This window comes from Micromonospora sp. GCM10011541 (genome assembly GCF_042650725.1).
In the GTDB taxonomy this organism is placed as follows: Bacteria; Actinomycetota; Actinomycetes; order Mycobacteriales; family Micromonosporaceae; genus Micromonospora; species Micromonospora sicca.
Genome location: NZ_JBHSBP010000049.1, coordinates 882,414 through 906,606 on the forward strand (window position 1 = coordinate 882,414; position 24,193 = coordinate 906,606).

General features: G+C 74.1%; 16 protein-coding genes. 13 read left to right on the forward strand and 3 right to left on the reverse strand.

The genetic code is table 11. From position 1 onward, the window contains the following. Positions 1-78: 78 nt before the first annotated feature. From thrC to ACFOYX_RS21415, 7 genes are all read left to right on the forward strand, one after another. Entirely contained in the window at positions 79-1,128 is a 1,050-nt protein-coding gene (gene thrC, locus ACFOYX_RS21385; protein WP_322441327.1) for a threonine synthase, read from the forward strand. A 214-nt stretch (positions 1,129-1,342) separates the two neighbouring features. After that, a complete protein-coding gene (locus ACFOYX_RS21390; RefSeq protein WP_322443682.1) occupies positions 1,343-4,618 on the forward strand; it encodes an efflux RND transporter permease subunit in 3,276 nt (1,091 codons plus the stop codon). A 177-nt stretch (positions 4,619-4,795) separates the two neighbouring features. Continuing rightward, positions 4,796-5,617, forward strand: a complete 822-nt coding sequence (locus ACFOYX_RS21395) for a polysaccharide deacetylase family protein (protein WP_322443683.1) — start codon at positions 4,796-4,798, stop codon at positions 5,615-5,617. A gap of 9 nt (positions 5,618-5,626) precedes the next feature. Then, a complete protein-coding gene (locus tag ACFOYX_RS21400; protein ID WP_322443684.1) occupies positions 5,627-6,871 on the forward strand; it encodes an MFS transporter in 1,245 nt (414 codons plus the stop codon). A 114-nt stretch (positions 6,872-6,985) separates the two neighbouring features. Beyond that, positions 6,986-7,924, forward strand: coding sequence for a homoserine kinase (gene thrB, locus ACFOYX_RS21405; protein WP_322443700.1), 939 nt, complete (start codon positions 6,986-6,988; stop codon positions 7,922-7,924). 294 nt (positions 7,925-8,218) lie between these two features. Further along, a complete protein-coding gene (gene rho, locus ACFOYX_RS21410; protein WP_322443685.1) occupies positions 8,219-10,192 on the forward strand; it encodes a transcription termination factor Rho in 1,974 nt (657 codons plus the stop codon). A gap of 142 nt (positions 10,193-10,334) precedes the next feature. Continuing rightward, positions 10,335-13,820: a phosphodiester glycosidase family protein gene (locus ACFOYX_RS21415; protein ID WP_322443686.1), complete on the forward strand. Its 3,486-nt coding sequence runs from the start codon at positions 10,335-10,337 to the stop codon at positions 13,818-13,820. 52 nt (positions 13,821-13,872) lie between these two features. On the opposite strand, the gene ACFOYX_RS21420 is transcribed toward ACFOYX_RS21415, so the two are convergent. Beyond that, complete coding sequence (locus ACFOYX_RS21420; RefSeq protein ID WP_322443687.1) at positions 13,873-14,769, reverse strand: AAA family ATPase; 897 nt, start codon at positions 14,767-14,769, stop codon at positions 13,873-13,875. A gap of 267 nt (positions 14,770-15,036) precedes the next feature. On the opposite strand from ACFOYX_RS21420, the gene rpmE reads away from it, so the two are divergent. Both rpmE and prfA read left to right on the forward strand, forming a co-directional pair. Then, positions 15,037-15,261, forward strand: a complete 225-nt coding sequence (gene rpmE, locus ACFOYX_RS21425; RefSeq protein ID WP_109804941.1) for a 50S ribosomal protein L31 — start codon at positions 15,037-15,039, stop codon at positions 15,259-15,261. Positions 15,262-15,369: 108 nt separating this feature from the next. Then, entirely contained in the window at positions 15,370-16,458 is a 1,089-nt protein-coding gene (gene prfA, locus ACFOYX_RS21430; protein WP_109804940.1) for a peptide chain release factor 1, read from the forward strand. A gap of 36 nt (positions 16,459-16,494) precedes the next feature. Here the strand turns inward: prfA and ACFOYX_RS21435 are convergent, their stop codons facing one another. Then, on the reverse strand, positions 16,495-18,045 hold the full coding sequence (locus ACFOYX_RS21435) for a GGDEF domain-containing protein (RefSeq protein ID WP_322443688.1): 1,551 nt from the start codon (positions 18,043-18,045) through the stop codon (positions 16,495-16,497). Between the two features lie 44 nt (positions 18,046-18,089). Here ACFOYX_RS21435 and prmC point away from each other — a divergent pair, with 44 nt between their 5' ends. The 4 genes from prmC (at position 18,090) to ACFOYX_RS21455 (ending at position 22,588) form a co-directional block, all read left to right on the forward strand. Continuing rightward, a complete protein-coding gene (gene prmC / locus ACFOYX_RS21440; protein WP_377534265.1) occupies positions 18,090-19,067 on the forward strand; it encodes a peptide chain release factor N(5)-glutamine methyltransferase in 978 nt (325 codons plus the stop codon). Further along, entirely contained in the window at positions 19,067-19,711 is a 645-nt protein-coding gene (locus ACFOYX_RS21445) for an L-threonylcarbamoyladenylate synthase (protein WP_109804949.1), read from the forward strand. Before prmC ends, ACFOYX_RS21445 begins: the two co-directional genes overlap by 1 nt. Beyond that, a complete protein-coding gene (locus ACFOYX_RS21450) occupies positions 19,712-20,323 on the forward strand; it encodes a phosphotyrosine protein phosphatase (protein WP_322443690.1) in 612 nt (203 codons plus the stop codon). A 150-nt stretch (positions 20,324-20,473) separates the two neighbouring features. Further along, positions 20,474-22,588, forward strand: coding sequence for a transglycosylase domain-containing protein (locus tag ACFOYX_RS21455; RefSeq protein WP_322443691.1), 2,115 nt, complete (start codon positions 20,474-20,476; stop codon positions 22,586-22,588). A gap of 132 nt (positions 22,589-22,720) precedes the next feature. Here ACFOYX_RS21455 and ACFOYX_RS21460 read toward each other — a convergent pair whose 3' ends face one another. Further along, the gene (locus ACFOYX_RS21460; RefSeq protein ID WP_322443692.1) at positions 22,721-24,187 is read right to left on the reverse strand and encodes an SDR family oxidoreductase; all 1,467 of its coding nucleotides are present in this window, start codon (positions 24,185-24,187) and stop codon (positions 22,721-22,723) included. Positions 24,188-24,193 lie beyond the last annotated feature (6 nt).

Below are 24,193 nucleotides of genomic sequence, written 5' to 3' on the forward strand. Positions count from 1 at the left end.
CGGGTGCGCCGGGCGGCGACCCGGGTTGCTGGTCCAGGCTTGACATGCGACAGGGCCGGTAGAGGCGAGGAGAGCGACATGTGGCGGGGCCTGATCGAGACGTACCGGGACCGGCTGCCGGTCACCGACGCCACCCCGGTCGTCACCCTGCACGAGGGGAACACCCCACTGCTGCCCGCGCCGGTGCTCTCCGCCCGGCTGGGCTGCGAGGTGCACCTCAAGGTCGAGGGGGCCAACCCGACCGGCTCGTTCAAGGACCGGGGCATGACCGTCGCGGTCTCCAAGGCGGTCGAGGCCGGTGACAAGGCGATCATCTGCGCCTCCACCGGCAACACCAGCGCCTCCGCCGCCGCGTACGCGGCCCGGGCCGGGATCACCTGTGCGGTGCTGGTGCCGCAGGGCAAGATCGCGCTGGGCAAGCTGGCCCAGGCGCTGGTGCACGGCGCCAGGCTGCTCCAGGTCCAGGGCAACTTCGACGACTGCCTGGCGCTGGCCGGCAAGCTCGCCCAGGACTACCCGGTGGCCCTGGTCAACTCGGTCAACATCAACCGGCTGCACGGGCAGAAGACCGCCGCCTTCGAGATCGTCGAGGCGCTCGGCGACGCGCCGGACATCCACTGCCTGCCGGTCGGCAACGCCGGCAACATCTCCGCCTACTGGATGGGCTACTCGGAGGACCGGTCGGCCGGCAACGCCACGAAGGCACCGAAGATGTACGGCTTCCAGGCCGCCGGCGCCGCCCCCATCGTCACCGGCCAGGTCGTGCACGAGCCGTCCACCATCGCCACCGCCATCCGGATCGGCAACCCGGCGAGCTGGACCAAGGCGGTCGACGCCCGGGACGCCTCGGACGGCCTGATCGCGGCGGTCACCGACCGGGAGATCCTGTCGGCGTACCGGCTGCTGGCCCGGGAGGTCGGCGTCTTCGTCGAGCTGGGCAGCGCGGCAAGCGTGGCCGGCCTGCTGCAGCAGGCCGCCGCGGGCCGGGTCCCGCCCGGCTCCACCGTGGTCTGCACGGTCACCGGCCACGGCCTCAAGGACCCCGAGTGGGCCATCTCCACGGCCCCGGCCCCCACCACCATCGCCAACGACCCCCTGGCCGCCGCCCGCTCCCTGGACCTCGCCTAACCCCCACCCCCCACCCCCCTGCCTTCCGCCGCGTTGATCATGAGGTTGGCGGGCTGAGGGAGCGCTCTTCGCCCCGCCAACCTCATGATCAACCCTGTGCCGGGCGGGTCGGGTGGGGTCTGGTGGGGTGGGTGGGGTGGTGGGGGTGGGGTGGATCGGGTCGGGCAGACTTCGGGCTACCCCGCAGACCCTTTCTCAGGAGTGAGCCACGCCGATGTCGCTGCTCGCCAGATTCAGCCTCGCCAACCGGGGCTTGATCGCCCTCATCGCGCTGGTGACCACGGCGTTCGGGGCGTTCGCCGTACCGTCGCTGAAGCAGCAGCTGCTGCCGTCGCTGGAGTTCCCCGCCGCGTTCATCGTGGCGGCGTATCCGGGTGCCGCGCCGGAGATCGTCGAGTCCCAGGTCACCGAACCGATCGAGAACAGCCTCCAGGGCATCCCGGGGCTGGACAAGGTCACCTCCACCTCCCGCGAGGGCGCCACCACCGTCCAGGTGCAGTACGAGTTCGGCACCGACCTGGACGACGTGGTGAACAAGATGCAGACCGCGCTGAACCGGATCGACGCCCAGCTCCCCGCCGGGGTGGACCCGCAGGTCATCGCCGGCAGCACGGACGACCTGCCCGCCGTGGTGGTCGCCGCCAGCGGTGGCGGCGACGAGCGGGCGCTGGCGGAGAAGCTGCGCCAGACCGTCGTACCGGAGCTGGAGGGCCTGGACGGGGTCCGCACGGTCGACGTGACCGGCACGCGCGACCAGGTCGTGCTGATCACCCCCGACCGAGCGAAGCTGGCCGCGGCCCGGCTCGCCCCCACCGCCATCGCCCAGGCGTTGAAGACCAACGGCGTGGCATTGCCGGCCGGCGCGGTCGCCGACGGCAGCCGGTCGCTTCCCGTCCAGGTCGGCACCCCGGTTCGGACCGTCGACGACCTGCGCGGCATCGTCCTGGCCACCGCTCCCGCGGCGCCGGTCCGGCTCGGCGACGTGGCCCGGGTCGAGCAGCAGCTCGCCCCGGCCACCGCGATCACCCGGACCAACGGCAAGCCCAGCCTGGGCATCGCCGTCACCGCCACCCCCGACGGCAACGCCGTGGAGATCTCGCACGAGATCCGGGACCGGCTCGACGACCTGAAGGCGGCCTCCGGCGCGGACCTGACGGTCGTCTTCGACCAGGCCCCGTTCGTCGAGCGGTCCATCGAGAGCCTCACCACCGAGGGCCTGCTCGGCCTGCTGATGGCGGTCGTGGTGATCCTGGTCTTCCTGCTCTCCCTCCGCTCCACGCTGGTCACCGCGGTCTCCATCCCGCTGTCCGTGCTGGTCGCGCTGATCGCGCTCTGGGCCGGCGACTACTCGCTCAACCTGCTCACCCTCGGCGCGCTCACCATCGCCGTCGGCCGGGTGGTCGACGACTCCATCGTGGTGCTGGAGAACGTCAAGCGGCACCTGGAGTACGGCGAACCGAAGCGGGACGCGATCATCGTCGCGGTCCGCGAGGTGGCCGGCGCGGTGACCGCCTCCACCCTCACCACGGTGGCCGTCTTCGCGCCGATCGCGCTGGTCGGCGGCTTCGTCGGGCAGCTCTTCGCGCCGTTCGCGATCACCGTGACGGTCGCCCTGCTGGCCTCCCTGCTGGTCTCGCTGACCGTGATCCCGGTGCTGGCGTACTGGTTCCTCAAGCCGCGCCGCGGCGGCGCGGACGACGCGGCGGCGCGGCGTGCCGCCGAGGAGAAGGAGCTGCGCAGCCCGCTGCAGCGGGGGTACCTGCCGGCGATCGGGTTCGCCACCCGGTCCCGGAAGACCCGCTGGATCACCGTGGGGCTGGGGCTGCTGGTGCTGCTCGGCACCTTCGGGCTCGCGCAGAAGCTGGAGACCAACTTCCTGGACGACTCAGGCCAGGACACCCTGAACATCAGCCAGGAGCTGCCGGCCGGCACCGGGCTGGCCGGCACCGACCAGGCCGCCGCGAAGGTCGAGGCGGTGCTGGCGCGTACCGAGGGCGTCAAGACGTACCAGGTGAGCGCGGGCGGCAGCGACCAGCCGTGGGCGGGCGGCGGCGGCAACAACACCGCCACCTACTCGGTCGCGCTGGACGAGGGCACGGAGGCGGCCGAGGTCAAGCAGACTCTCCGGAAGGAGTTCGACGCCCTCGGTGCGGACGCCGGTGAGCTGAGCTTCGGTGCCGGGCAGAGCACCTCCGCCAACCAGCTCGAGGTGGTCGTGCAGGCCGCCGACCCCGAGGCGCTGACCCGGGCGGCCGAGGCCGCCCGCGACGCGATGGCCGGTACGCCGGGCGTCGAGGACGTCTCCACCAGCCTGGCCGAGCGGGTGCCCCGGATCGACGTCACCGTCGACCGGGTGGCCGCGGCTCGCGCCGGGCTGTCCGAGGCGGCGGTGGGCCAGCTCGTGGCCCAGGCGTACCGGGGCGCGCCGCTGGGCCAGGTCGGCCTCGACGGAGCGCAGCAGGACGTGGTGCTGAGCACCGGGGCCCGCCCGCCGATGAGCGTGGCCGAGCTGCGGGCGCTGCCCGTCGGCCCGGTCAAGCTGGACGACATCGCCGACGTGAACCAGGTGGAGGGGCCGCAGCAGGTGACCCGGATCGACGGTGAGCGCAGCGTCTCCGTCACCGGTACGGCCACCGGTTCCAACCTGGGCGCGACCACCCAGGAGCTGCAGAAGCGGCTGGACGCGCTGGACGTGCCCGGGGCGACCTTCGCCGTGGGTGGCGTCAGCGCCGACCAAGAGGAGGCCTTCGCCGACCTGGGGCTGGCCGTGCTGGCCGCGATCGCGATCGTCTTCCTGATCATGGTGGGGACGTTCCGCAGCCTGACCCAGGCGCTGATCCTGCTGATCTCCATCCCGTTCGCCGCCACCGGCGCGATCGGGCTGCTGCTGGCCACCGGGACGCCGCTGGGCGTGCCGGCGCTGATCGGCGTGCTGATGCTGGTCGGGATCGTGGTCACCAACGCGATCGTGCTGCTCGACCTGATCAACCAGTACCGGGCGCAGGGCAGGAGCGTGACCGAGGCGGTGGTCGAGGGTGGCCGGCGCCGACTGCGCCCGATCCTGATGACCGCGGTCGCCACCATCTTCGCGCTGCTGCCGATGGCCTTCGGGCTCACCGGCGAGGGCGGCTTCATCTCGCAGCCGTTGGCCGTGGTGGTGATCGGTGGCCTGCTCAGTTCGACGCTGCTGACCCTGATCCTGGTGCCGACGCTCTACACGATGGTGGAGCGCACCAAGGAGTCGCTGCGGGAGCGGCGGGCGCGCCGCACCGGTCGCACCGCCGCCGGTGACCCGGCGCCGGCGGAGGTCCCGGCGACCGTGGGGGCCGGTGCCGGCGACCAGTGGGCGGCGGCCGGGGCGGCCCCCGCCGAGCGGGCGGTCGCGAACCCGCCGGCCCGGCCGTCGGCGGCGCTGATCGACGGGACCGACCAGTTCGAGGTGCTGCGCCTGCCGAAGAGCCGGCGGTCACCGTTGCCGCCCAGCGAGTGAGCTGACGACCTGGAGACGCCCCCGGCAGGCCGAGCCCGCCGGGGGCCTTTCCGTGCTGTCCGCACTGGCGCAAACCGCGTCGGATGTCCGACGCTGTACCGTGAGCGAGTTGTCACATACTGTGAGTGTTGGATCGCTCCCGGGAGGGGCGGCAGTCCCGAAGCGGGGGCGGGGGCCATGGCGGACGGTGCGGGCCGGTGGGGCCGCCGGGCCGTGCTGCGCCGGACCGCCCTGCTGGCGGGCGGCGCGGCGCTGGGCACCGCCGCCAGCGCCCAGACCGCCTGGATCGCCGACCGACGCCTCCCGCTCGCCGACGGCCCGGCCAGCGCCACCCTCGGCACCCGCCACCAGCAGGTCGGCGCAGGCGGCGTCGAGGTCACCTGGGGGGTGCCCACCAGCGACCGGCTGGTCGCGCTCACCTTCGACGACGGCCCGCTGCCACAGTGGACGCCGATGGTGCTCGACACGCTGGACGAGCATGGCGTACCGGCCACGTTCTTCCTGGTCGGGGCGCGGGCCAGGGAGCACGCGGCGCTGCTGCGCGGGCGGCTGGGCCAGCACGAGGTGGGCAACCACAGCTGGGCCCACCAGGACCTGGCCCGGCTCGACGCGCACGCCGCCTACGACGACCTGCGGCGCAGCCACGACGCGATCGCCGAGGCGGCCGGGGTGCCGCCCCGGCTGGTCCGCCCGCCGTGGGGGCACCTCGGCGGGGCGGTGCTGCACGCCGCCGCCCGGCTGAACTACCGGCTGGTGCTCTGGACGCTGCAGATGGTCGAGGGCGAGTTTCCGGGCGACCCGGCCGGCCACGCCCGGCGGATCGTCGCCGACGTGCGGCCCGGCACCATCCTGCTCGGCCACGACGTCGGTGCGGAACGGCGGCTGGTCGCGCTCCGCGGGCTGCCCGACATGATCACCGGGCTGCGCGCCCGCGGCTACACCTTCGTGACGGTCTCCCAGCTGCTCGGGCACAGCACGGTCGTCTTACCGGCCCGGTAGGGTTCCGGCGTGTCACCCACCCTCTCGGTCCTCGTGCGCAACCGCGACTTTCGCAACCTCTTCCTCGCCGAGCTGGTGGTCTTCGGGGCGGACTGGTTCGTGATGGTGCCCCTGCTGGTGCTCCTGCCAGAGCTGACCGGCAGCGGGGTCTGGGGCGCGCTGGTGCTGGCCGTGGACACCGGCACCGTCGCCCTGTTGCTGCCGTACACCGGCACCATCGCGGACCGGTTCGACCGCCGGAAGATCATGATGGTGGCCAACATCGCCGCGCTGGTCGGCGTCCTGCTGCTGCTCGGCGTCCGCAGCGCCGGGACGGCGTGGCTGGCGATGGTGGCGATCGGCGCCGTGGCGGTGGCGAAGGCCTTCTACTCGCCGGCCGCCCAGGCCGCCCTGCCCAACGTGCTCGACCCGGACGACCTCGCCGCCGGCAACGCGATCGCCGGTTCCGCCTGGGGCACCATGACGGTCGTCGGCGCCTCGCTCGGCGGCATGCTGAGCGCCGCCGCCGGCCCGTACGCCTGCTTCTGGGTGGCGGCGGTCGGCCTGGCGCTCGCGGCGGGCCTGGCCGCGCTGATCCGCCGGCCGTTGCAGGCCGCCCGCGAACCCGGCGGCACCGTGCAGCGCACCTGGCCGGCGATCCGCGAGGCGTTGCGCTACATCGTCCACCGGCCTCGGGTGCTGGCCCTGGTCACCGTGAAGTCGGCGGTCGGGCTGGGCAACGGGGTGCTGACCGTGTTCCCGCTGCTCGCCGGCGTGTACGGGGTGGGCGCGGTCGGCACCGGCCTGCTCTTCGCCTCGCGGGGCGCGGGCGCCCTGGTCGGGCCGATCCTGATGCGGCGGGTGCTCACCAACCGGGCCTGGCTGCTGCCCGGCCTGGCCCTGTCGATGTCGCTGTACGGCCTGTCCTACCTGGGCGTCTCGGTGGTCGGCTGGTTCCCGCTGGTGCTGGTGCTCGTCTTCCTCGCCCACTTCGGCGGCGGCAGCAACTGGGTGCTGTCCAACTACGCCCTCCAGGGCGAGGTGCCGGACCGGTTGCGCGGCCGGGTCTTCGCCACCGACATGATGCTGGCGACGCTGGCCATCTCGCTGAGCCAGCTGGTGGTGGCCCTGGTGGTGGACACCGTGAACGAGCGGACCGTGCTGGCCGGTTGCGGACTGGTCACCCTGGTGTACGCCGTCGGCTGGCGGCTGGCCACCCGCCGGCTCTCCCTCACCGAACCGGCGACCGAGCCGGAGTCCACCCCCGCCCCCTGACCTGCCGGCGGCGCGGCGAGCGGCCCGACCACCCGGGGTGGGTGGGGCTCGATTCCCATGGATCGGGCGGACCGCCGCGATGTCGGTCCCGAGCCCTAGCATGAGCCGGTGCCGATGACTTTCACCGCCGGGCCCGTCCGGGTCCGGGTGCCCGCGACCAGCGCGAACCTGGGCCCGGGTTTCGACGCGCTCGGCCTGGCCCTCGGGCTGTACGACGACGTGGCGGCCGAGGTGACCCCGGGCGGCGTACGCGTGACCGTGGCGGGCGAGGGCGCCGGCGAGCTGCCCGAGGGCGAGCGGCACCTGGTCGCGACGGCCATGCGGGCCGCGTTCGACGTGCTGGGCGGACAGCCGCCGGGCGTCGCGCTGGAGTGCGTCAACCGGATCCCGCAGGCCCGCGGCCTGGGCTCGTCCTCGGCGGCCATCGTCGCGGGCGTGCTGCTGGCCCGGGCGCTGGTCACCGACGGGGCCGAGCGGCTCGACGACGACGCGGCGCTGCGACTGGCCGCCGAGATCGAGGGGCACCCCGACAACGTTGCGCCCTGCCTGCGCGGCGGCTTCACCATCGCCTGGACCGAGCCGTCCGGGGCGCGCGCGGTGTCGCTGGCCGCCGCCGACGGCGTCCGGCCGACCGTCTTCGTGCCCGCGGAACGCGGTCTGACCGCCGCCGCGCGGGCCGCGCTGCCGGCCACCGTCCCGCATCCCGACGCCGCGCTGACCGCCGGCCGGGCGGCGCTGCTGGTGCACGCGCTGACCGCGGCGCCGGGGCTGCTGCTGCCCGCCACCGTCGACCGGCTGCACCAGGACTACCGCGCCGCGGGCATGCCGGGGACCGCGGCCCTGGTCAGCGCCCTGCGTGCGACGGGTGTGGCGGCTGTGGTCAGTGGGGCGGGACCGACCGTGCTGGCCCTCACCGAGGTGCCAGCGGGCTTCGACCCGGGAACAGACTGGCAGCTCTGGCAGTTGCCCATAGACGTCAGCGGTGCCCGGGTTGCCCGGGGTAGACTGGGACACGCCGAGCGGGACCCTGTTGCCGCAGGTCGGAAGAGTTGATTACGCTCTAGACTCAGCACAGCCGCGAAGCATGCGATCTCCTGCGGGTCGGCGCACCCCCGAAGCTCTCGGCGGTCAGCCCGTCACCCCTGCCAAGGCCCACGCCGCACCGCAGTTTCCACAGGTCGCCGCAGACGGCGAGACCTGCTCACCGATGTTGGTGAGTCGGGAAACCGACCGGCTGCTGTGTCACAGACTCCCGCGACGCGTCAATGCGAGGCGGGTGCACCGAGGCCGCCCGGCCACCTGGTTTTCGACTCCGGGCAGTCCCGGCCTATCGAGGGAAGGAATCCATTGAGCGACACCACCGACGTGACGTCGGATGTTTCCAACGTCGCTGGCGATGCCACCACCGCCGCCCCCACACGCCGTCGGCGCAGCGGTACCGGCCTGTCGGCGATGCTGCTGCCAGAGCTGCAGAGCCTGGCCGCGTCGCTCGGTATCTCCGGTACGGCTCGCATGCGTAAGGGCGAGCTGATCAGCGCGATCACCGAGCGGCAGGGCGGCGCCGCCGCCGGAACCCCTCGACCGCGGGCCGAGGTCGCGGCCGCGGCCGCTCCCGCCCGGGACGAGGTACACGCCGAGGTGCTCCAGGAGCGGGCCGATACCGAGCGCCGCCCCGCCGAGCAGGCTCCGCCGGCCCCGGCCGCCGAGGCGACCGAGGGTCGCACCCGGACCCGTCGTGGCCGGGCCACTGCCACCGCCGAGGCGCGCACCGAGGAGGCTCCGGCCGAGACCGGCGAGCGGGCCGAGCGCGGCGGTCGCGAGCGCGGCGCAGAGCGGGCCGAGCGCGGTGCCGACCGGGCCGAGCGTGCCGAGCGCAGTGCCGAGCGCGGCGAGCGGGCCGAGCGCGGTGCCGACCGGGCCGAGCGCGGCGAGCGTGCCGAGCGCGGTGCCGAGCGCGGCGAGCGTGCCGAGCGCGGTGCCGAGCGTGCCGAGCGCAACGAGCGCGGCGACCGCAACGACCGTGGCCAGCGCGCCGAGCGGGACAACGACTCCGACGAGGACGGCGAGGGCGGCGGCCGGCGCGGCCGGCGCAGCCGGTTCCGGGACCGTCGACGCGGCCGGGGCGACCGGGCCGAGGGCGGCGGCGACGGTGGCGGCCGCGAGCCGCAGGTCAGCGAGGACGACGTGCTCGTCCCGGTGGCCGGCATCATCGACGTGCTCGACAACTACGCCTTCGTCCGGACCACTGGCTACCTGGCCGGCCCGAACGACGTCTACGTCTCGATGTCCCAGATCAAGAAGTACGGCCTGCGCCGCGGTGACGCGATCACCGGCGCCGTGCGGGCCGCCCGCGACGGTGGCAGCAGCGACCAGCGTCGCGACAAGTACAACCCGCTGGTCCGGCTGGACACCATCAACGGGATGGAGCCGGAGGAGGCGCGGCGGCGGCCGGAGTTCTACAAGCTGACCCCGCTGTACCCGCAGGAGCGGCTGCGGCTGGAGACCGAGCCGCACATCCTGACCACCCGGGTGATCGACCTGGTCATGCCGATCGGCAAGGGCCAGCGGGCGCTGATCGTCTCGCCGCCGAAGGCGGGTAAGACGATGGTGCTGCAGGCGATCGCGAACGCGATCACCCGCAACAACCCGGAGTGCCACCTGATGGTGGTGCTGGTCGACGAGCGGCCGGAAGAGGTCACCGACATGCAGCGGTCGGTGAAGGGCGAGGTCATCGCGGCCACGTTCGACCGTCCGCCGCAGGACCACACCACGGTGGCGGAGCTGGCGATCGAGCGGGCGAAGCGCCTGGTCGAGCTGGGGCACGACGTCGTCGTGCTGCTCGACTCGGTGACCCGGCTCGGTCGGTCGTACAACCTGGCGGCGCCGGCAAGCGGCCGGATCATGTCGGGTGGTATCGACTCCACCGCGCTCTACCCGCCGAAGCGGTTCCTCGGTGCGGCCCGCAACATCGAGAACGGCGGCTCGCTGACCATCCTCGCCACCGCGCTGGTGGAGACCGGGTCCATGGCGGACACGGTCATCTTCGAGGAGTTCAAGGGCACCGGTAACGCCGAGCTCAAGCTGGACCGGAAGATCGCCGACAAGCGGGTCTTCCCGGCGATCGACATCAACCCCTCCGGCACCCGCAAGGAGGAGGTCCTGCTCGCGCCGGAGGAGCTGGCGATCATCCACAAGCTCCGCAAGGTGCTGCACTCGCTGGACTCGCAGGCGGCGCTCGACCTGCTGCTGGACCGCCTCAAGCAGTCCCGCACCAACATCGAGTTCCTGATGCAGATCGCGAAGTCGACGCCGGGGGAGTGACACCGCCCCGGTAGGACACGAACGAAGGGCACGGCCGTCACGGCCGTGCCCTTCGTCGTACCCGAGGGCCGGCGTGAAGTTTTCCTTCGGTTAAGTCGTCGGGTATTGAAACTTCTATGCAGCGTCGGGTTGACTGTCGTCCATGCGAACCCGCAGACGATCCGCCCGTCTCGTCGGCGTCCTGCTGCTGACGCCGCTGCTCAGCCTTCCCGGACCGGCCCCGGCCGGCCTCGCGGCACCCGCCGGCGACCTCCGCACCGCCGCCGAGGACGCCCCCGCCGCCTCCTCCGCCCCGGCCTCCTCGGTGACGCTGGCCGGCGACGCCGGGGTGGCGCCGGCCGGCACGGCCGGCGTCGAGCCGGCCGGCGGCCTGGAGACCGCGAAGAGCACCCGCCCGGTCGCTCCCGGGCTCGACCTCACCTCCTTCGACCGGTACGACGCCGAGGGCTGGCTGCGCGCCGACGCGCTCACCGCCGACCTCTCCGGCGGCGTCACCGTCGACTACGTCAACTCCGGCACGGTCACCCGGGACGAGCCGCTGCGCGCCGCGGTGGACCGCTCCCGCGCGGTCGCCGCCGTCAACGGCGACTTCTTCGACATCAACAACTCGGGTGCGGCCCAGGGCATCGGCATCCGCTCCGGCGACCTGATCCAGTCGCCGGTCGCCGGGCACCCGAACGCCGCCGCGATCAGCGCCGAGGGGCTGGGTCGGGTCATCCAGGTCGGCTTCGAGGGCACCGCCACGCTGCCGGCCGGACCGGTTCCGCTGACCCAGTTCAACAACATGGTCCAGCCGAACGGCATCGGCGTCTTCACCCCGCTCTGGGGGTCGTACCCCCGGCAGCGGGCGGTGAGCGGCGCGGCCCGGGTGGTCGAGGTCGCGGTGACCGGCGGCCGGGTCGCGGCCGTGGCCACCGCGCCCGGCGAGGGGCCGATCCCGGCCGGGACCACCGTGCTGCTCGGCCGGGAGGCCGGCGCGGACGCCCTCGGCGCGCTGCGCCCCGGCGACGCGGTGGACGTGGCCTGGCGGCCGAAGGCGTCCGACGGCGGCAGCCTGCGCGCCGCGGTCGGCGGCGGCAACGTGCTGGTCCGTGACGGGGCGGTGCAGAACATCGCCGACCCGACCCTCGCCCCGCGCACCTCCGTCGGCTTCTCCGCCGACGGGCGCAAAATGATCATGTTGACGGTGGACGGTCGGCAGGTGGACAGCCGCGGCGTCACGCAGACCGAGATGGGCCGGATGATGGTCGAGCTGGGCGCGTACACCGCGCTGAACCTCGACGGCGGCGGCTCCTCGACCCTGCTCGCCCGGGAACCGGGCGCGGCGGCGGTGCAGGTGGAGAACAGCCCCTCGGACGGCAGCGAGCGCCCGGTCCCCAACGGCCTGGCCATCTACGCGCCGAAGGGCAGCGGCCGGCTCACCGGGTACTGGCTGGAGACGGCGAGCGACCCGACCGCCGCGCCCGGCGTCGCCCCGATCCGCGGTGGCCGCCCGGACCGGGTCTTTCCCGGCCTGACCCGCCGGCTCACCGCCGCCGGCTACGACGAGACGTACGGCCCGGCCGCCGGGGCTCCGCAGTGGCGGGCGAACCCGGCCGTCCACGGAACGGTGGACGACGAGGGCGTCTTCCGGGCCGGCGCGCCCGGCGGCAGCACCGTCACCGCCTGGCGGGCGGAGGCCGGCGGCACCCTCGACCTCACCGTGCTCGGGGAGCTGGACCGGATCGACTCCACCGTGGACCGGCTCGGTCTGAACCGGCAGGGCGACACCGGGCTCTTCGGGGTGGTCGGCTACGACGCCGAGGGGAACACCGCGCCGATCGAGCCGGCCGACCTGAAGCTCGAGTACGACCCGAAGCTGCTCGCCGTCACCCCCACCGGGGACGGCAACCTCTCCGTCAAGGCGCTCGGCGAGAGCGGCTCCGGCCTGGTCACCGTCCACGTCGGCAAGCGCACCACCGTGCTGCCGGTCACCGTCGGACTGACCGACGTCCCGGTCGCCGGCTTCGACGACGCCGCGGCCTGGAAGTTCAGCCAGGCCCGGGCCAGCGGCTCCGTCGCGCCCGCGCCGGGCCACACCGGCCAGGGCCTCAAGCTGTCGTACGACTTCAGCCAGTCCACCGGCACCCGGGCCGCGTACGCCGACCCGCCGGCCTGGATCGAGGTGCCCGGCCAGCCGCAGGCGTTCGGCATGTGGATCTACGGCAACGGCAAGGGGGAGTGGCCCAGCCTGCACCTGCACGACGCCCAGGACACCCAGCACGTGCTGCGCGGCCCGTACCTCACCTGGACCGGCTGGAAGTACGTGGAGTTCGCGGTGCCGGCCGGCGTGCAGTACCCGGTCCGGGTCCGTCGGTTCTACGTGGCGGAGACCAACCCGGCCGCGCAGTACACCAGTCAGATCGTCATCGACGACCTGGTCGCGAAGGTGCCCCCGACGATCCAGGCGCCACCCGAGGAACCGCGCACCGACCGGGCGGTGCTCCGCGACGGCACGGTGGACGGCGCGCCCTGGCGCTTCGCGGTGCTGTCCGACGCCCAGTTCGTCGCCGCCGACCCGGACAGCGACCTGGTCGCCCAGGCCCGCCGTACGCTCCGCGAGGTCAAGGCGGCGAAGCCGGACTTCCTGGTCATCGACGGGGACTTCGTGGACACCGCGTACCCGGCGGACTTCGCGCTGGCCAAGCGGATCCTCGACGAGGAGCTGGGCGGCGAGCTGCCGTACTACTACGTGCCCGGCAACCACGAGATCATGGGCGCCCCGATCACGAACTTCCAGCACGTCTTCGGCGCCACCTCGCGGGTCTTCGACCATGACGGCACCCGCTTCGTCACCCTGAACACCGCCACCGGCTCGCTGCGCGGCGGCGGGTTCGACCAGGTGCAGCTGCTGCGCGACACGCTCGACTCCGCCGCCGCCGACCCGGCCGTCGGCTCGGTCGCCGTGCTGTTCCACCACCCGCCGCGCGATCCCAGCCCGGCGAAGGCGAGCCAGCTCGGCGACCGCAAGGAGGCGGCGCTGGTCGAGCAGTGGCTGGCCGACTTCCAGCACCGCACCGGCAAGGGCGCGCTCGTCGTCAACGGGCACGTCGGCACCTTCCACGCCGACCGGGTGGACGGGGTGCCGTACGTCATCAACGGCAACTCGGGCAAGAACCCGTCCACGCCGCCTCAGCTGGGCGGCTTCACCGGGTGGACCGAGTTCGGCGTCGACCCGGTGACCCCGCAGGAGGCCGAGCGGGCCCGACGCGACCCGCTCGCCGAGGGGCCACGCTGGGTCGACGCGGAGTTCCACGCCCACGTCGACCGGCTCGCGCTGGCCGCGCCGGCGAGCGTGGTGGTGGGCGACCCGGCGGCCGTCACGGCGACGCTGATCCAGCCCGGTGGTCGTACCGTGCCGGTGGCCGCCCCGGTCAGCGCCGACTGGTCGAGCTCGCCGAACCTGCACATCGGCCCGCCCGACGGGGTGAAGCCCTGGCACGTGGCCCGGTTCGACCCGGCCACCGGCCGGCTGACCGCGCTGCGGCCGGGGGCGCAGGTGCTGCTCACGGTGACCGTCAACGGCGTCCGCGCCGAGGCGACGGTCGCCCTCACGGCGGCGACACCTGGGGAGGCACCCGCCGCCTGACCGTCGGCCCCGGGGCGCGTGGCGGACCCGTCACGCGCCCCGGGCCGGCCGGTCAGAAGTCGCCCTCGGCGACCTGGAACACGGTCAGGCCGAGCGAGCGCCACATCCGCACCACCTGCATCCGGTCGTCGAAGACGCCCACCACCCGGTACCGGTCCCGGATCTCCCGTTCGTAGATCTCCTGCTTGACGATCGCGTCCTTGCGGTGGTCGCCGACCGCCCGCAGGTGCAGCGCCAGATAGGGGACCTCGACGTGCCGGGCCAGCCAGGCCTCGGTGTCGGCCCGGGCCGAGGCGTCCCGACCGGAGCAGAAGACCACCCCGTGGCCGGCCGCGTGCATCGCCCGCACCGCCGCGATCACCGCCTCGTTCGGCGCGTCCTCGCCCACCCGGGTCATGTCGTACGGGCTGCGGGAGACGTTCAGCGCCACCGTGCCGTCGATGTCCACCAGCACGATCGCCGGCGGCTCGGGGTGCGGCGGGTGGACCGTGGCCGGCGGACCCGTACGGGCCGTCGGCACCGGTAACGGTAACGGGCGGTTGGCCAGGTAGCGGTCGTGCAGCCGGCGGATCGCCGCCTCGCCGACCCGGTCGGCCTCCGGCCGCGCGGCGTCCCGGCGCAGGCACTCCTCCAGCGGGACGTCGGTGAAGTCGTGCACCTCGAACGTGGCGCCGAACCGCTCGGCCAGTTCCGCCCAGTCCCGCAGGGTCCGGGCCCGCAGGTTGGTGTCGTCCACGCAGACGCTCACCCCGGCCGCCAGCAGCGCCTCCACCTGGGCCCGCTGGGCCCTGCTGACCTGCCCCTCCGCCCACTGGGTGAAGAGCCGCTCGCCGTGCATCATCCGGCGCAGGTCGTCCCGGTTGACCCGGACCACACCCGGCTGGAGCCGGCGGGCGAAGGTCGTCTTGCCGGAGGCCGGCAGGCCCCGGGTCGCGATCAGACGGAACATGCCCTCCACCCCGGTTCGTCCGGTCCCGGTCCGCGCCGGGGTTCTGACGGTACGACCTGGCGAATGCCCACGGGCGGGGCGGGAATGCGTACGGGAGGGTGAGCGTTACCCCTGCCGGACCACCTGTGCGGCCCGCTCCTCGGGTCGGCCGACGCCCATGGCACACTGGTCAATCGGCCACCGGTTCCGGTTCACGCCCGAGCCCGTCGTGTACGACGGGGACACCGACGGCGACCCGGCGACCACCCACGAAAGGACCGAGGCGAGATGAAGCCCAACACCCACCCGGAGTACGTGACCACCGAGGTCAGCTGCTCCTGCGGTAACACCTTCACGACCCGCAGCACCGCCAAGGGCGGCGCCATCCACGTCGAGACCTGCAGCGCCTGCCACCCGTTCTACACCGGTAAGCAGCGCGTTCTCGACACCGCCGGCCGGGTCGCCAAGTTCCAGCAGAAGTACGCCAAGGTTCAGCCCAAGAAGGCCAAGTAGCTTCTCCGACGACGCCCGTGTCCGGCTCCGTGCCGGACGCGGGCGTTCGTCCGTTTCCGTCAGTTTCCACCCATCCCGCCCGGTTGTCGTCGAAGGAGCACCCCCAGCATGAGCAGTGAGCGCCTGGCCGCCCTCCTCGACGAGTACGCCGAGCTGGAGAAGCGGCTCGCCGACCCGGCCATCCACGCCGACCAGGGCACCGCCCGGCGGGTGGGCCGCCGCTACGCCGAGCTCGTCCCGCTGCACAAGGCGGCCGGCGAGCTGGAGCAGGCCCGCGCCGACCTGGTCGCCGCCCGCGAGCTGGCCGCCGAGGACCCGGCGTTCGCCGCCGAGGCCGAGTCGATCGCGGCGACGCTGCCGGCGCTGGAGGAGCGGCTGGCGGAGCTGCTGATCCCGCGCGACCCGCACGACGCCAAGGACGTGATCGTGGAGATCAAGGCCGGCGAGGGCGGCGAGGAGTCGGCCCTGTTCGCCGGCGACCTGCTGCGGATGTACACCCGCTACGCGGAGCGGCACGGCTGGGTCACCGAGGTGATCGACGCGCAGGACTCCGACCTCGGCGGGGTCAAGGACGTCTCGCTGGCGATCAAGACCAAGGGCGTGCCCGAGGGCGGCAACGGCGTCTGGTCCCGGCTCAAGTGGGAGGGCGGCGTGCACCGGGTGCAGCGCGTGCCGGTCACCGAGTCGCAGGGCCGGATCCACACCAGCGCGGCCGGCGTGCTGGTGCTGCCGGAGGCCGAGGACGTGGACGTCACCATCGGCCCGAACGACCTGCGGATCGACGTGTTCCGCTCGTCCGGGCCGGGCGGCCAGTCGGTCAACACCACCGACTCGGCGGTCCGGATCACCCACGTGCCGACCGGGATCGTGGTCTCCTGCCAGAACGAGAAGTCCCAGCTGCAGAACCGGGAGCAGGCGATGCGGATCCTGCGTGCCCGGCTGCTCGCGGCGGCGCAGGAGCAGGCCGACGCGGCCGCCTCGGACGCCCGTAAGGCGCAGGTCCGGACGGTGGACCGCTCGGAGCGGGTTCGCACCTACAACTTCCCGCAGAACCGGATCACCGACCACCGGATCGGCTACACCGCGTACAACCTCGACCTGGCCCTCGCCGGTGAGCTGGACGGTGTCCTCGACGCCCTGACGGAGGCCGACCGGACCGCCCGCCTGGCCGGGGAGACCGAACTGACCCGCCGCTGAGCACCCGCCCGCCGCCCGGCCCGGCCGAGCGCGGGGTCAGGAGGCGCGGAGGCGGGACTTGGCCCGGAGCATCTCCCGGTCGGCCAGTTCGAAGGCGGCGCCGAGGGCCTCCCGCAGGCCGTCGCCGGTGCCGCTCACCTCGGCGAAGCCGATGCTCACCCCGACCGGAGTGCCGGGCACCAGGGACTCCCAGTCCTCGGTGCGGACCGCCGCGTCGATCCGGCGGGCCACCTCGGCGGCCTCCGACATGCCGGCCCCGGCCAGCACCACCACGAACTCGTCGCCGCCGTAGCGGGCCACGAAGTCGCCGCGCCGCATCACCCGGTTGATCACTCCGGCGATCCGCTGGAGGACCAGGTCACCCGAGTGGTGGCCGTGCCGGGTGTTGACCGCCTTGAAGCCGTCCAGGTCGCAGACGCCGATCACCACCCGCTCGCCCCGGGCCACCACCGCGCCGATGTACCGCTCGAGGCGGCGCCGGTTGGGCAGCCCGGTCAGCGGGTCGGTGAGCGCCTCGCCCTCGTACCGGGCCGCCTCCCGGCGCATCTCCTCGTGGTCGATCCGGGCCGCGATCCCGTCGATGTAGACGTCCCGCAGCCGGTCGTTGCGCTGCGCGGCCAGCCGGAACGCGTGCCGGTCGGCCCGATGCGCGGCGGCGTGGTCGCCGGCCCGGGCCAGGGCGATGCTGCGCAGCCGGGCCGGTTCGGCCGCGCCGAGCGTCTCGGCGGAGACCTGGGCGGCCTCCAGCCGGGTCACCGCCTCGATCGGCCGTCCGTCGGCGACGGCCAGGCAGACCTGGCCGAGCTGACGCATGTCCCGCGCCCGGGCGCTGTCGCCGCCGTGCCCGAGCAGCCGGGCCGGGTCGGCGTCCGTGCCGGACTCCACCCGGTCGCCGAGGGCGGCTCGGCGGGCCGCCGCGTAGCCGTACGCGGCCAGGCTGCTCGGCCGCAGGTTGCCGGCCCGCCCGGCGCGCAGGAACCGGTTGAGGTCCCCGGCGACGTCCCGGAGCACCCGCAGACAGCCGTCGCTGTCCCCGTTGTGGTCCAGCGCGACCGCGTTGCGCAGCCGGATGCCGGGGGCGGCGAAGGTCTCCTCCGGGATGCCGGCGGTCAGCCCGACCTGGCGGGCCCGCTCGATCGCCCCGAGGGCATGGCCGTGGAAGCTGAGGTAGGAGTAGGCCATCGCGAGGTCGTGCCAGCCCCAGGCGGTGTCCCGGTCCGGGTCGTCGACGGTGCCCAGCCAGCGGGAGGCCTTGACCAGGTGGGTGACGCAGCGGTCCAGCGCTCCCTGGTGGTGCGCGGCCAGCGCGGCCAGCGCGTTGAGGTGCCCGCGCAGGTACGGCTCGGCCAGGTCGCGGGTGGCGCTGGAGGCATCCTCGATGGCCCGGGTGAACTCCGCCGTCCGACCGAGATTGATCAGCGCGGAGAGGCGCTGGACGAGGGCGTCGGCCCGGGCGTTCGGGTCGGCGGTGGTGCGGATCACCCGGTCGAGGAGGGCGCAGGCCTCCGCCGAGCGGCTCGCCTCCTGCAACGCCCGGGCGTGCTTGAGGGCGTCAACCTGGTCGTCGACCCGGTCGAGCCAGCCCACCCGAGACCTCCCTGTCGGTGTGCGTCCGGACGCACCCGCTCGTGATGCCACCCGCGACGCTTCATGATTATGTCGTGACCTCCCTTCCGCAACACCCGTCCAAAGGGACAGAACGCGAGCGGCCCTCACTGGCGATCGCCCGGGCGGCCCGCGCGCTGGCCGAGGCGGGGGTCGAGGCGCCCCGGGCGGAGGCCGAGCTGCTGGCCGCGTACGTGCTGGACGTGCCCCGGGGCCGGCTGGCCCTGGCCGACGGGTTCACCGCCGACGACCTCGCCCGCTTCGACGCGCTGGTCGGCCGGCGGGCGGCTCGGGAGCCGTTGCAGCACCTCACCGGCGTCGCCGGTTTCCGGCACCTGGAACTGGCGGTCGGCCCGGGCGTCTTCGTGCCCCGGCCGGAGACCGAACTGCTCGCCGGCTGGGGGGTGGAGCAGGGGCGATCGCGGAACGCGCCGCTGGTGGTCGACCTGTGCAGCGGCTCCGGCGCGATCGCTCTCTCCGTCGCCCAGGAGCTGCCGGACGCCCGGGTGGTGGCGGTGGAGCGGTCCCCGGCGGCGCTGGCCTGGCTGCGGCGCAACGCCGCAGACCGGGCCGCCACGGGGGACACCCCGATCGAGGTGGTGGCCGCCGACGTGACCGACCCGGAGCTGCTGGACGAGCTGGTCGGCCGGGTCGACGTGCTGCTCTGCAACCCGCCGTACGTGCCCCGTTCGGTGGCGGTGCCGCCTGAGGTGGCGGGGCACGATCCGGACGAGGCGGTCTTCGGCGGGGCGGACGGGCTGGCGGTGATCCGGCCGGTGATCGGCCGGTCGGCCGAGCTGCTGCGCCCCGGCGGGGTGCTCGGCGTGGAGCACGACGACACCCACGGCAGGGCGGTGCCCGAACTGCTCGCCGCGGACGGCCGGTTCACCGCCGTGGCGGAGCACCGGGACCTGGTCGGCCGGCCCCGGTTCGCCACCGCGTCCCGGCGGGCGGACGGCCAGCACGCCACCGGCGGCCCGGCGTGGCAGACTGGCTCCTCGTGATGCTCTACGACTGTCGGTCGCCCGCCGACCGGGACCGCGGCATCGCCGCTGCCATCGAGGCGGTCAAGAACGGTGAACTGGTCGTCCTGCCGACCGATACGGTCTACGGGATCGGCGCCGACGCCTTCACCCCGTACGCGGTGAAGGCGCTCGCGGACGCCAAGGGCGGCTCGCGGCAGGCGCCGCCGGTGCTGATCGGGTCGCGGCACACCCTCGACGGCCTGGTGTTCTCGCTGCCCCGCTCGGCGCGCGAACTGGTCGAGGCGTTCTGGCCGGGGGCGCTGACCATCGTGGTGGAGCACTCGCCGAGCCTGTCCTGGGACCTGGGCGACGCCAGCGGCACGGTGGCGGTGCGGATGCCGCTGCACCCGGTGGCGCTGGAGGTGCTGCGGGAGACCGGACCGATGGCGGTGGCGTCGGCCAACAAGGTCGGCCAGCCGGCGGCGGTCACCGCCGAGGAGGCGCGGGACCAGCTCGCCTACACGGTCCGCGCCTACCTGGAGGCCGGGCCCGCCCCGGACCCGGTGCCGAGCACCATCGTCGACCTCACCGGCGAGGTGCCCCGGGTACTGCGGCAGGGCGCGGTCCCGTTGGAGAAGCTGCGCGACGTGGTGCCGGACATCCTCGACGAGCGGGGGGTCTGAGTGCCGCCGTTCACGGTCCTGCACGTCTGCATGGGCAACATCTGCCGTTCTCCGATGGCCGAACGGCTGCTGCTGCTCGCCGTGCGGGAGCGGCTGGGCCGGCTCGGGGTCGACCCGGCCCGCTCGGACGAGCTGCTGCACAGCCACAGCGCCGGCACCGGGGGCTGGCACGCGGGCGAGGAGATGAATCCGCCGGCGGCCCGGCAGGTGGTGTCGCGCGGCGGTGACGTGGACGGGTTCGCCGCCCGTAAGTTGCGGTCCGACCTCATCGACGCGGCCGACCTGGTCCTCACCGCCACCGCCGACCAGCAGGAGTACGTGGTGGCGCTGCGTCCGGACGCGGCGGCGCGCACCTTCGTGCTGGGCGAGTTCGGGCGGCTGCTGGCCGCCGTGGACGCCGCGGGGCTGCCGCCGGTCGAGGCGACCCCGGATGCCGTGTACGCCCGCGGGGTAGCCCTGGTGGCGGCCGCTGACTCGGCCCGGCAGGGGGCCTCCGCACTGCCCGCCGACGACCTCGACGACCCGTGGGGTCGCGGTGACCAGTGCTTCAGCCGGGTCGCCGACGAGATCGAGGAGACGGTCCACCCGCTGGCCGCCGCGCTGCTGCCCTGAGCCCTCCGGCCCCTGAGCGCTGGGGTTTCTGTCCACCTTCATCCTTCTCCGCGAAATTTCTGCGTGTTTCGGGGGAAGCGGGCGGCGTGACCGCTGTTTCCGGTCATCCTGAACGGGTCCGAACGTGGCCGGCTCCTGCGGGGAGAGCTGATGAACCGGGCCCATCTCGACAAGTTGTTCACTGTCCTGCTCGCCGGCGTGCTCGCCGGGCTGGCCCTGGCGGCCGCCGCGCTGCCGGTCGCGCTGGTGTTCGGGCTCGGCTTCGCGGGGCTCGTGCCCTACTCGGAGCTGCCCGAGTCGCTGCGTACGCCGCAGCCGGCCCAGCGGTCCAACCTGTACGCCAGCGACGGGCGTACCCTGATCACCTCCTTCTACGTGGAGGACCGGGTGGACGTGCCGGTGGCCGAGGTGGCCCTGGTGATGCGGCAGGCCATCGTGGCCGCCGAGGACATCCGGTTCTACCAGCACCACGGCGTCGACGTCCGCGGCGTGGTCCGGGCCCTCACCGTCAACAGCCGGGACGGCCGGACCCGGCAGGGCGCCTCGACGCTGACCATGCAGTACGTCCGCAACGCGCTGGCGAACGATCCGCGGCTGACCGAGGAGCAGCGGGCCCAGGCCACCGAGATCAGCGCCGGCCGCAAGATCCGGGAGATGCGCTACGCGCTGGCCCTGGAGCGGGAGCTGGACAAGGACCAGATCCTCAGCCGGTATCTGAACATCGCCTACTTCGGCGCCGGCGCGTACGGCATCGCGGCGGCCAGCAAGCGCTACTTCTCGACCGAGCCGGCGAAGCTGAACCTGGCCCAGGCGGCGCTGCTCGCCGGCCTGGTCCGCTCGCCGGACAGCGACGACCCGATCAACGGCGACGCCGACGCGGCGCTGGGCCGCCGGGCGTACGTGCTGGACCGGATGGTGGAGACCGGCCAGGTCGCCGCCGCGGATGCCGCCCGGGCCAAGGGTGAGCAGCTCAACCTGCGACCCAGCGCGACGCCGAACGACTGCGCCGGCGTGGCCGCCGAGCACAACGACTGGGGCTTCTTCTGCGACTGGTTCACCCAGTGGTGGAAGGCGCAGCCGGCCTTCGGCGGCTCCGCCGACGAGCGACAGCGGACGCTGCGCCGCGGCGGCTTCAAGATCGTCTCCTCGCTCGACGCGGACGTGCAGCGCAAGGCCAACGAGCAGGTGCTGCAGGTCTACGCCGTCGACAACAAGCGGGCCGCGCCGACCGCGGTGATCCAGCCGGGCAGCGGGCGGGTGCTGGCCATGGCGGTGAACCGGCACTTCAGCGTGGCGGCCAACCCGCGCGGCCAGCAGAACCATCCGAACACCGTCAACCAGCTCGTGGCCGGCGGCGGGGGCATCGTCGGCTACCAGGCCGGCTCGACGTTCAAGCTCTTCGCCCTGCTGGCCGCCCTGGAGTCGGGGCTGCCGCTGGCCACCACCTTCGACGCGCCGTCCCGGCTCGTCACCGGCTACTCGGTCGAGGGCGGTACGGCCAGCTGCGGGGGCCACTGGTGCCCGAGCAACGCCAACCCGGACTGGATGGACGGCGACCACACCATGTGGAGCGCCTTCGGCCGCTCGGTGAACACCTACTTCGCCTGGCTGACCGAGAAGGTGGGCGCCGACCGGGTGGTGGAAATGGCCGAGCGGCTCGGCATCGTGCTGCGCGCCAAGGACGACGAGGCGCTGGCCCGCTACGGCGCGAAGCAGTGGGGACCGTTCACCCTCGGCGTCGCCGCCACCACCCCGCTCGACCTGGCCAACGCGTACGCCACGGTGGCGGCCGAGGGGACCTGGTGCGCGCCGACGCCGATCACCTCGATCAGCGACAGCACCGGCCGGAAGGTGGCCGCCGGGGATCCGGACTGCCGGCAGGTGCTCGACACCGAGGTGGCCCGCGCGGCGGCGGACGCGGCCCGCTGCCCGGTCGGCGACCAGTCGATGTACCGGCGCTGCGACGGCGGCACCGCCGAGGAACTCCAGCCCGGGCTGCGCCGGCCGCTGGCCGGCAAGACCGGCAGCTCGGACGGGAACGCCACGGAGACGGTGGTGGCCTTCACCCCGCAGCTCGCGGTCGCCACCATCGCCGCCAACCCGGACGACACCCGGGACGCGGTCGGCGGCGGCGTGCAGGCCCGGCAGATCGCCGCCGTGGGCCGCCTCCTCGCGTACGCCCTCCGCAACCAGCCGGTCCTCGACTTCGTCCCCCCCAACGAAACCACCGCCTACCGCGTCACCGCCCCCCGCACCGGCAACTAACCCCCACCCCACCCCACGCCCCCGCCCCACCCCGCCGATCTTGCACTTGGCGCCCCGGCGAATCGGGCAGAAGGCGCGAATCGCGGGCCCCAACTGCAAGATCGCGGGAAGGCGGGGGAGGGTGGGGCGGGGTCAGGTGGGGAGGTGTTCGCTGCCGCGGGCGATGTTGCGGGCCATGCCGCCGAAGACGATCGCGTGGAACGGGGCGACCGAGGCCCAGTACGCGTGGCCGGCCAGGCCGCGGGGGAGGAAGACGGCGCGCTGGACGTACCGGCTCTGACCGTCACCAGCCGGCTCGGCGCGCATCTCCAGCCAGGCCCGGCCGGGCAGCCGCATCTCGGCGCGCAGCCGGAGCAGCTCGCCGGGGACGATCTCCTCGACCCGCCAGAAGTCCAGCGCCTCGCCGACCTGGAGGCGATGCGGGTCGCGCCGGCCCCGGCGCAGCCCCACCCCGCCGACCAGCCGGTCCAGCCAGCCCCGAACGGACCAGGCGAGCGGGAACGAGTACCAGCCGTGCTCACCGCCGACCCCCTCGATGACCCGCCAGAGCGCGGCCGGCGAGGCGCTGACCGTCCGGTCCCGCATGTCGGTGTAGACCGTGCCGCCGGACCACTGCGGGTCGGTGGGCAGCGGCTCGGCCGGTGCGTCCGGCCCGCTCGCGGTCGACCAGCGGGTCTCCACCTCGGCGTCGCGTACCTTGGCCAGGGCGAGGGCGACCGCCTGGTCGAAGCCGGTCAGCCCGCCTGGCGGGTCTGGGACGTACCGGGCGATGTCGTGCTCGCGGGTGACCGCCTCCTGGATCAGGCTCTCCACCAGCGGGCGGGCGATCGAGTTCGGCACCGGGGTGACCCAGCCGACCCAGTGCGAGGAGAGCGAGGGCGTCAGCGCCCGCACCGGCAGCACGAGCCGCCGGCGCAGCCCGGCCACCCGCGCGTACCGCTGCATCATGTCCTGGAAGGTCAGCACGTCCGGGCCGCCGATGTCGAAGGCCCGGTTCACCTCGGGCGGCAGCTCCGCGCAGCCGACCAGGTAGCGCAGCGCGTCGCGGACCGCGATCGGCTGGATCCGGTTGCGCACCCAGCGCGGGGTGACCATCGCGGGCAGCCGCTCGGTCAGGTAGCGCAGCATCTCGAACGAGGCCGAGCCGGACCCGATGATGACCGCGGCCCGGAGCACCGCCGTGGGCACCCCGCTGGCCAGCAGGATCCGCGCCACCTCGGCCCGGGACCGCAGGTGCGGCGACGGGACCGCCTGGCCCGCGGCCGGTTCCGGGCCGCCCAGGTAGACGATCCGCCGTACGCCGGCCGCGCGGGCCGCCTCGGCGAAGTGCGTCGCCGCCTCCCGGTCGGCGGCCTCGAAGCCGGCCTGGCCGAGCGAGTGCACCAGGTAGTACGCCACGTCCACGCCCTCGAACGCGGCCGGCAGCGTCTCCGGTTTGCGCAGGTCCCCCTCGGCGATCTCGGCCCGGGACGCCCACGGCACGTCGCGCAGCCGGCCGGCCTTGCGGGCCAGGCAGCGTACGGTGTGCCCCTCGGCCAGCAGGCGGGGCGCGAGTCGCCCGCCGAGGTAACCCGTTGCTCCGGTGACGAGGCATCTCACGACTCC